The following is a 9,875-nucleotide window of genomic DNA, read 5'->3' as shown; positions in this document are numbered from 1 at the left end:
GCTTTTTTCTCTCTTTCTAAATTATTTGCTGTTTTTTAATATTTCTTATTAAAAGTGTTAATAATAATATAACACAAACCTTGTTTTTATCGTACATTTTTTTAATCTTTTTGTCATATTTGGTTGTATTTAATAAAAAAATAACCTAATTTAACTGAATTATTTTATCATTATCAGTAATAAAGCAGCAATAATTTTTGAAAATTTTAAAAAAGTCTTATAAAAAATAAAGTGCACCCAAAGTGATAAGTACTTTTTTAATACTTACTACTTTTTGGGTGCATTTCAATTTTTGCTTATTTTTTATTTAAAATTACGGGAATAATTAGTGGGTTTCTTCTTTTTTTCTTAAAAATAAATGGTGCTAAATTTGACTTAATAGTATTTTTTAAAATTGCAAAAGTAACTTTATCACTTTTTAAAACATCATTAATTGCTCTAGTAACAATTGCAATTGATTCAGCAACTAGTGGTGCTGAATCACGAACATAGAAAGAACCACGAGAAATGAATGTTGGCGGTGCTAATAATTTATTGTTTTGTGAATCAATTGAAACAACAATCGCAATTAATCCTTCTTTTGAAAGAATTTGTCGGTCACGAATAATTGCCGTTGTGGTAATTTCTGACATATCTTTACCACCATCAACATAAACTGGATCAGCATTAATGCGTTTATTACTTAAATGACACTGTCCTTTTTCCATAATAATAGTATCACCATTAGCACAAATGAAAATATTATCTGCTTTAACACCAACTGAAACAGCTGTTTCTTTATGAGTTTTTAACATACGATAATCCCCGTGCATTGGCATAAAGTATTTTGGCTTAATTAAACTTAACATTAATTTTTGTTCTTCTTGTGAAGCGTGTCCAGAAGTATGTAATCAATTTAATGGTGAATTTTCTTCAACAATGGCATTTAATCTTGTTAACTTATTAATAACTCGTTCAACATCAAGTTTATTACCAGGAATAGCAGAAGAAGAAAAGATTACTGTATCACCTGGAATAATTCTAATTTGTCGATGTTCACGATTGGCAATTCGCGAAAGAGCAGCTAAAGGTTCTCCTTGTGAACCGGTACATAAAATTACAACTTGATTATTAGGTAGTCTTTTTGCTTCATCAGGTTTAATAAAAGCATCATCTCTTACTTTTAAATGACCCATTTGACGGATAACGCTAATAATTCTTTCTAAACTACGACCTTGAACAATTACTTTTCTTTGATGTTTTGTCGCAACTTCAATAATTTGCTGAATTCTATGAACGTTAGAAGCAAAAGTTGAGATTAAAATTCTACCTTTAGCTTTAGAAAATAATTCACTAATTCTTTTTACTACAATTGTTTCAGTCATTGTATAACCAGAAACTTCGGCATTAGTTGAATCTGCTAAAAATAAAGTTGTACCATCTTTACCCATTTGTGCCATTTTTTCTAAATCAGCGTTATGACCTAAAGGAGTTCAATCAAATTTGTAATCACCAGTTGAAACAATTGTTCCGTTTGATGTTTTAACACAAACACCAAAAGCATCAGGAATTGAATGATTAACAGCAAAGAAGTTTACAGTAAAATTATGGGTTTTAATAATTGAAGTATTATCAATAATTTCAATTTTAGTTTTTGTTTTAACACTTTTATCTTTTAATTTATACCGAATTAATGCTGATGCTAATTTTGGAGCATAAATTTTTGGAATTGTGTCAACTTCTTTTAATAAGTAAGGGATACCACCAATATGATCTTCATGGCCATGAGTAATAAAAATTGCTTTAATTTTAGTTTTATGCTCTTTTAAATAACTATAATCAGGAATTACTGCTTCAATTCCTGGCATAGTCGCATCAGGAAATTTAACTCCAGCATCAATTAAAATAATTTCATTATTTTGTTCAATCACATAAGTATTTTTTCCAACTTCTTCTAAACCACCAAGAGCAAAGATTTTTGTTGCTGTTGGGTGAGAGTTATTTGGTTTTATTTGATTAATTACTTTATTATTTATTTTTGATTCTTGATTCATTTTTTTCTCCTAATATTTTTTTGATTTTTTATCTTAAATAATAATTCAATTTGCTTCTTTTAATCAAGGATGATTTTTATTAATGTGATGATAATACAACTTTTTTTCTAGGTGATCTTGTTCATGTTGAAAAACAATTGCTTCATATCCTCTAACTATTAAATTAATATCTTTTTTCTTTAAATAGTCATAACCAGTAACATGAATTTTATAACTTCTTGGTACTAACCCTTCATGTTTATTATCAACACTTAAACAACCTTCACCATGTTTTAAAGCAGCAATTTGCTCTGAGCGAGCAATAATTTTTGGATTAATTAAAGCATGTTCAAAGTAATTTGTTTTTTTACTTTTTTCTTCAAAAATTGGTACCAAAATATAATACATATTAACATTTGCTCCAATTTGTGGTGCAGCAATGCCAATGGCTTCAATCATTTCGTGATTTTGATTTAATTTTTCATCTTGTGAGACACGAACTCAATCAATTAATTTTTGCATTATTAATTCATCAGCTTGATTTAAAGGTAATGTTATTTTTTTACATTCTGATAATAATGTTGTTTGATTGTCTTTGACAATTCATTTAGCAGTTGGCATTTCCTTTTGTAATAGTTTTAACATAAAATATTCCTTAATTTTCTTTTTATTGATATTTCTTAAATTGTTTATCAGTATTGATTAAATTGTTTTAACAAATTATTATATTAATATAAAAGTTTCCTTTTTTAAAGTTTTAATTTAATTAATTAAATTAAAATTTTCGCTCTTTATTAAATTAATTATATCGTAAAATTATTTTTCTATAGTAAAAATGTTTTTGATGATTAATAAGTATTGTGTATTATACATTTTTATTTTATTAAAAACTAGAAAAAAATATTATTATAGTTTTTTAGTTTTATAATTATTTAACAAATAATAATTTTTGGAAAGAAGAATTTACAATAAATGAATATTATTGCCGGAAAATTAAAAGGTAAAAAATTAATTACTTTAGAAGGAAAAGATACCCGACCAACTTTAACAAGAATTAAAGAAAATATTTTTAATATTTTACAAAATTATTGTCAGTTTGAAGGACTAGTTATTGTTGATGTTTTTGGTGGTAGTGGCAGTTTAGCTTTAGAAAGTTTATCGCGGAATGCTAAGTTTGCTTACATTAACGATATTAATCTTGAAGCATGTAAAATAATTCAAAAAAATATTGATAATTGTCGTTTAAATCAAGTAACATTAGTAAGTAATTTTGATTATCAAACTTTTTTTAAAAAATTTAGTAGCAAGATTGATTTATTATTTATTGATCCGCCTTTTGCAAACGTTGATTGTCAACAATGAATTATTAATTATTGTTGAGAAAATGATTTATTAAATCCTGATGCTTTAATAATTTTAGAAACAAATGTTATTTTACAAAATTTACAATTAAATTCACAATTAAAAACAATTTCAGATAAAAAATACGGTAAAATATATATTAAAATTATTCAATATCAAATAAATGACTAAACTAATACAAATAAGAACAAATAAAAGAGAAAGAGGTAATAATGAGTAATAAAGAAGGTATGTTAATAATTATTTCTGGACCAAGTGGTGTTGGTAAAGGAGCAGTTATTAATGAACTTTTTAAAGATAAAAGTTTAAATTTAGCTTATTCAGTATCTTATACAACAAGACAACCAAGAAATTATGAAGTTCCTGATATAAATTATTTTTTTGTTACTAAAGCAGAATTTGAAGCAAAGATTAAACATAATGATTTTTTAGAATATACTAAATTTATTAACAATTATTATGGTACAAGCAAGAGTTATGTTCAACAGTTACAAGCAGATGGTTACAATGTTATTTTAGAAATTGAAGCAGATGGAGCAAAACAAGTTATGAGAAACTATCCTGATCGCAAATCTGCTTTTAGTATTTTTATTATGCCCCCAACTTTTAAAGTTTTGGAAGAAAGAATTCGTTTACGAGCAACTGAACCAAAAGCAGTGATTGAAGAACGATTAAATAAAGCAAAAGAAGAGTTTAAGTTACAAGATAAGTATGATTATGTTGTTGTGAATGATGTTTTAGAGCATACAGTAAAAGAAGTTAAAAAGATTATTAAGAAACATATTAAACTTTAAGTCTGATTATATGAAAATATTATCGTTTTAAGGTTTTAAAAAATAAAAAAAGAAGGGTAAGATTTCTTATTTTGATGTTAAGATAATGATAAGAAAATGATAATTACGGTCGTTATTTTTGAAAAATGTATAATAAAAATATACAAGTATTATATATAATTATTATTTTTTATAGTTTGTAAATCTAAATTTATAGAAAGAAGGCGAAGTTTATGGCTAATAATGATAAAATTGAGTCAAATTTAGATGTTATGATGATTGCAAAATACTTATTCTATAATACGAATGATATGAGTAATTTAAAGTTACAAAAGTTATTATTTTTTGCTTATAAGGATTATTATCAAAAAAATAAATTAGAGTTATTTGATGATAATTTTCAAGCTTGAATTTATGGACCAGTCTTACCAAATGTATACAAGAATTTTTATAAAATTTTAGGGGATAATGACTTCGAGGAAGTTAATGATTATTTTAACAGTAGAAAAAAAGTTAAAATATTTTTGGATGAAATTAGTCAAAAATATGGTAATTTAGATGTTTTTGAATTGGTTAAAAAAACGCATAAAGAAAAATCATGAATAAATGCTAGAAAAGACCTTGGTCCTTTTGAATCATCAACGAATATAATGAATATAAAGGCAACTATAAAATTTAAATAGGTATTAATATATGTGTCAAAATAATTTTAAATTTAAGGTAAAATTTAATCCTTGATTTTTTGCTTCATTTATTTTTTTTATTTTTAATTTAATTTTAGTAGTATTTAGAATTATTATTGAAGCAATTCCCGCCTTAGAACGAAATATTAATGGTAGTATTTTTGATTTTTCTGTAGGAAGCTTATTAACAATTAGTACTTTAATTTTTGGTTTTTATTGAGCAAATTATCAAATTAGAAAAGATATTAGAATTAGTAAAATAGAACATTATATTCAAGATTTTACAAAATCACATAAATTAATTAAAGATATTCTTGAAAAAATTGAATACTTAAAATTTGAATCTATCTCTGAAATAAGATTGATTGTAAATACATTCGATGAATATTTTGGATTACATTATTTTGATATTTTCATAGGAAATAGTACTTTACCTTCTATATACATATCTAAGCAAATAAGTAATTCAATGGTTTATATCAATAAGAGAATGAAAGCAATTGAAAAATTTTTTTCTAATTTTAAATATAAATTTAAAATAAGAGAAGAAGAATTAATTACAATAATAGATATTTATATTAAAAATATGAATAAAGATAAAAAGCAGGCAGAGATTAAATTTGGAGAAAGTATTATGTCTTTATTAAAAGATAAAATTTTAGATTCTTTTGCTATATTTCGTACAATTGAATTATTACAAAATATTGATGATTTGTTAACAAAAGATTATATTGATAAAGTTTTAGATAAGTTAAAAAGTATTGATAAATCTCTTAAGCAAAAAGCTATAATTTTGCAAAAAGCAATTAAAAAATGTGAAATTCATAATAAAAATGATAGTAATTTTTGTAATTCTTCTCAATATTTAATTATTAATGAATGTATAAATCAATCTTGATAAATTTAAAAAGTATCTAATTTTAATTAATATCAAATAATTCTTTTAAAATTGGTAAAGAAATGCAGGAGATAATACATATTCTTAATAGAGACAAATTTTTAATTGCTATTGATAAGATTGACTCTTATAAAGAAGAAAATAAAAAAGTTGTTATCTTAAAACAAGATGATCTTATAAAGTGTCAACCGAATGTTAAGCATTGAAATGGAGCAAGTCATAATTCATCATTTTCACATTTAGTTGTTATGTATGCACCTAGTAATGAAGCAGTTGTTTGAATGGAACCAGTAACGAACGAATATTATAATGAAGTTTCAAAATAAATCTTAAAGTTAGTTGCTTTTTACCTCATTTTTTACTATAATATATAAGTAAAAGAAAGTTATGTCTAAGACAGCGAATGCTGTCTTTCTTATTTTTTTGGTTTTATTTATTTAAAAATTTAACAAGGAGGACAAATATGACTGATAAGAATAAAATGATTCTTGAAGAAATTGAAAATATTGCAAAAGAAAAACAAATTGAACCACAAGTTATTTATCAAGCATTAAAAGAAGGCTTACTAAAAGCTTATGAAAAAGAAACTCATGAAATGTTAGACAATGTTAGAGTTGAAATTGATCAAGACCAAGGCAAAATTACCATGTTTAAGAATTTAACAGTGGTTGCTAAAGTAGAAGAACCTGATTTAGAAATTGCTTTAAGTCAAGTTAAAGCAGAAAATCCCGATTTAACAATTGGTGATATTTATGTTGAAGAAATTCCAACTGATAAATTTGGTCGTTTAGCAATTTCTCAAGCAATTCAAATCTTTAAACAATCAATTAGAGAAGCAGAAAAAAATTCAATTTATGATGAATTTATTGATAAACAAGGAACAATCTTAATTGGTAAGGTAGAAACTGTTGAAGATACATATTGTTTAATTAAAATTGGTAGAGCGTATGCTTATTTACCAAAGAAAAACCAAATTCTAGGTGAAACTTTTAGTATTAATGAACCAAATAATCATATTAAGTTTTATCTTGAAGATATTATTAAAAATAAAAATTATGGTCAAATTCTGGCATCAAGAACTCATTCTGGTTTTTTAAGTCGTTTATTAGAATTAGAAGTTCCAGAATTTAATCAATTAAATCCTGATGGAAAAAATGTAATTGAGATTAAAGAAGTAGCAAGAATTCCAGGTGTTCGTGCCAAAGTTGCTATCATTAGTAATGATAATACAATTGATGCTGTTGGAGCATGTATTGGACCAAAAGGTTCAAGAATTCAAACAATTTCAAAAGAATTAAATGGCGAAAAAATTGATGTTATTCTTTATGATGAAAATATTTCTAACTTTATTATTAATGCTTTAGCACCAGCAAAAGTTATTAGTATTTCAATTAATGAAAAAGAACAACAAGCAGATGTCATTGTGCCAACTGAACAATTTTCTTTAGCAATTGGAAAAAATGGTATGGCAGCAAAACTTGTTGCTCGTTTAACACATTGAAAAATTAATATTATTTCTTTAGAACAAGCACAAAAAGATAATATTAAATTTAATTGAAATGGGAATTTAAAATTAGAAGATTACGATCAATTTGTAACTAATTTAAGAAATAAAAATAGTTTTAGACAAAATCAATTTAGAAAATAATTATGACAAAAGTTCCTTTAAAACTGCGAAAAAAAATTCCAATGCGTAAATGTGTTCTTACCAATCAAATTTTACCAAAGCGAGAATTAATTCGAATTGTTAAAAATAATGAAGGTAAAGTATTTGTTGATCTTAGTGGCAAAGCCAATGGTCATGGTGCTTACATTCAACCAAAAATTGATTTAATTACTAAAGCAAAAGTAAGCAAAAATTTAGAAAGAGCTTTAGCAATTGAAATTACTGATGAAATTTATCAAACGATAATTTCAACAATTGAAAATTATTGAGATTAAAAAATAAATAATAGAAAGGTGATAGTTATGGCTAAAAAACAAGATTCAAAACAAGTAAAAAATATTAGTCAACAATTGAAACAACAAACAGCTCATGTTGATGAAAAAGGAGTTTTTGTCTTTCAAGAACCGTTAACTATTGCACAGTTAGCTAATGCTTTAAATATTTCAATTGTTGATATCATTAAATATTTTATGAAACACGGTAAAATGTATAATCAAAATCAATTATTAAATGAAGAATTGATGGCAGAAGTGTGTCTTGAATTTGGTTTTGATTTTAAAAAAACTAAAAATGTTACTTATGAAAATATTTTAGAAACAGTTGAATTTGATGATAAACCAGAAAACTTATTGCCAAGACCGCCTGTAGTAACAATTATGGGACATGTTGATCATGGTAAAACTACTTTATTAGATACTATTCGTAATTCAAATGTTACTAAACAAGAACATGGTGGAATTACCCAACATATAGGTGCTTATCAAGTGAGAACTAAAGAAGGCAAAAAAATTACCTTTATTGATACTCCAGGTCACGAAGCATTTACTGAAATGCGAGCAAGAGGATCAAAAATTACTGATATTGTTATTTTAGTAGTTGCTGCTGATGATGGTGTAATGCCACAAACTAAAGAAGCAATTGATCATGCTAAAGCAGCTAATGTTGAAATTATTGTTTTTGTTAATAAAATTGATAAACCTGGAATTAATAAAGATAAGGTACTTTCTGAATTATCTAATTTTGGTTTAACTAGTGAAGAATGAGGCGGAGATACAATCTTTGTTTATGGTAGTGCTTTAAAACATCAAGGAATTGATGAGTTATTAGAAGCAATTTTACTTGTTGCTGATGTTAAAGAGTTAAAAGCAAATCCAAATCGTTTTGCTAATGGCACAGTAATTGAATCACATTATGATAAAAATATTGGTTCAGTTTGCACTTTATTAGTTCAAGGTGGTACTTTGAATGTTAAAGATATTATTGTTGCAGGAGCAATTAAAGGTAAAATCAAAAAAATGACAAGTGATTTAGGAAAAGATGTTAAACAAGCAACTCCTTCTGCTGTTATTCAAGTTTTAGGGTTTGAAAGTGCTCCAACTCCTGGTGAATTATTTATGGTCTTTAATGATGAAAAGATTGCCAAAAAGGTTGCATCAGCAAGACAACAAGATGAACAACTTAAAAAACAAATTAGTTTAGGCAATATTGCTCAAGAAGCTTCTAGTGGTGAGTTAAAGCAAATTAATATTATTCTTAAAGCTGATACTCAAGGGTCATTACAAGCTTTAATTCAAGCATTAACTAAGATTAAAGTTAAAGACATTCAAGTTAAATTAATTCGTGCTGGTGTTGGTGGTATTACTGAGTCAGATGTAACTTTAGCTGTTGCATCAAATAGTGTTATTTATGGTTTTAATGTTAGACCAAATCATATTGTTCGTGATGCTGCTCAAGATGCTAAGATTGAAATTAGATTACATAATGTTATTTATAAATTAACTGAAGAATTAGAAAATGCTGCTAAGGGATTATTAGCACCTGAATATGAAGAAAAAGTATTAGGTCAAGCCCGAGTTGTAAGATTATTCCATTATTCAAAGGTTGGAACAATTGCTGGTTGTTTAGTAATTGATGGTATGATTACTCGTAATAGTAAAGTAAGAATTTTACGAAATGATATTGTTATTTATAGTGGCGAAATTAATAGTTTAAAACACGAAAAAGAAGATTTAAAATCGGTTAAAAAAGGCTTTGAGTGTGGAATTACAGTTAAAAACTATAATGATTTAAAAGAAGATGACATCATTGAAGCTTATATCATTGAAGAGGTTAAAAATAATGGTTAATCCAAAACTTGCTCGTACTGAAAAATGACTTAAGATTGAAATTACTAAGATTTTAAAAGTTAAAGCTAAAAATCCAAAGTTTTCTAATATTACAATTACAGATGTTAAGGTAACAAATGATTTAAGTTATGCAACTGTGATGTGATATCTTTATCATCAAAATCAAGAAGAAGTTAGTCAAATTTCTAAAGAATTAGAAAATGTTAGAGGATTTTGTCGTCACGAATTAGCTCAAATTAGTAGTACTTATAAAGTTCCACAAATTAGATTTAAATATGATAATACAATTGAATCAGCAAATCGCATTGAAACAATTTTAGATAAATTAAAAACCGAAAAAGATAAATAATAGCAC

General features: G+C 25.4%; 11 protein-coding genes. 9 read left to right on the top strand and 2 right to left on the bottom strand.

Features of this window, described 5'->3' with window-relative positions; genetic code table 4:
- Positions 1-296: 296 nt before the first annotated feature.
- Both LT335_RS03980 and def read right to left on the bottom strand, forming a co-directional pair.
- Positions 297-2,033 carry a ribonuclease J gene (locus LT335_RS03980; protein WP_249728803.1) on the bottom strand — a complete coding sequence of 579 codons (1,737 nt, stop codon included), beginning with the start codon at positions 2,031-2,033 and terminating at the stop codon, positions 297-299.
- A 33-nt stretch (positions 2,034-2,066) separates the two neighbouring features.
- Complete coding sequence (gene def / locus LT335_RS03975) at positions 2,067-2,657, bottom strand: peptide deformylase (RefSeq protein WP_249728802.1); 591 nt, start codon at positions 2,655-2,657, stop codon at positions 2,067-2,069.
- Positions 2,658-2,984: 327 nt separating this feature from the next.
- On the opposite strand from def, the gene rsmD reads away from it, so the two are divergent.
- From rsmD to rbfA, 9 genes are all read left to right on the top strand, one after another.
- Entirely contained in the window at positions 2,985-3,545 is a 561-nt protein-coding gene (gene rsmD / locus LT335_RS03970) for a 16S rRNA (guanine(966)-N(2))-methyltransferase RsmD (protein WP_249728801.1), read from the top strand.
- A 41-nt stretch (positions 3,546-3,586) separates the two neighbouring features.
- Positions 3,587-4,168 carry a guanylate kinase gene (gene gmk, locus LT335_RS03965; protein WP_249728800.1) on the top strand — a complete coding sequence of 194 codons (582 nt, stop codon included), beginning with the start codon at positions 3,587-3,589 and terminating at the stop codon, positions 4,166-4,168.
- A 212-nt stretch (positions 4,169-4,380) separates the two neighbouring features.
- Positions 4,381-4,830 carry a Panacea domain-containing protein gene (locus tag LT335_RS03960; protein WP_249728799.1) on the top strand — a complete coding sequence of 150 codons (450 nt, stop codon included), beginning with the start codon at positions 4,381-4,383 and terminating at the stop codon, positions 4,828-4,830.
- Between the two features lie 10 nt (positions 4,831-4,840).
- Positions 4,841-5,731: a hypothetical protein gene (locus tag LT335_RS03955; RefSeq protein ID WP_249728798.1), complete on the top strand. Its 891-nt coding sequence runs from the start codon at positions 4,841-4,843 to the stop codon at positions 5,729-5,731.
- Positions 5,732-5,790: 59 nt separating this feature from the next.
- Entirely contained in the window at positions 5,791-6,054 is a 264-nt protein-coding gene (locus LT335_RS03950) for a cupin domain-containing protein (RefSeq protein WP_249728797.1), read from the top strand.
- Between the two features lie 137 nt (positions 6,055-6,191).
- Positions 6,192-7,376 (top strand): transcription termination factor NusA, encoded by a 1,185-nt coding sequence (gene nusA / locus LT335_RS03945; RefSeq protein WP_249728796.1) that lies wholly within the window; start codon positions 6,192-6,194, stop codon positions 7,374-7,376.
- 2 nt (positions 7,377-7,378) lie between these two features.
- A complete protein-coding gene (rnpM, locus tag LT335_RS03940) occupies positions 7,379-7,669 on the top strand; it encodes an RNase P modulator RnpM (protein ID WP_249728795.1) in 291 nt (96 codons plus the stop codon).
- Positions 7,670-7,696: 27 nt separating this feature from the next.
- Positions 7,697-9,520, top strand: a complete 1,824-nt coding sequence (infB, locus tag LT335_RS03935) for a translation initiation factor IF-2 (protein ID WP_249728794.1) — start codon at positions 7,697-7,699, stop codon at positions 9,518-9,520.
- On the top strand, positions 9,513-9,869 hold the full coding sequence (gene rbfA, locus LT335_RS03930) for a 30S ribosome-binding factor RbfA (protein WP_249728793.1): 357 nt from the start codon (positions 9,513-9,515) through the stop codon (positions 9,867-9,869). The genes infB and rbfA overlap by 8 nt, the downstream gene beginning before the upstream one ends.
- Positions 9,870-9,875 lie beyond the last annotated feature (6 nt).

The sequence above is a fragment of the Spiroplasma attinicola genome, assembly GCF_023509825.1.
Classification (GTDB): Bacteria; Bacillota_I; Bacilli_A; order Mycoplasmatales; family VBWQ01; genus Spiroplasma_D; species Spiroplasma_D attinicola.
This window is presented reverse-complemented; position numbering and strand designations above follow the sequence as displayed.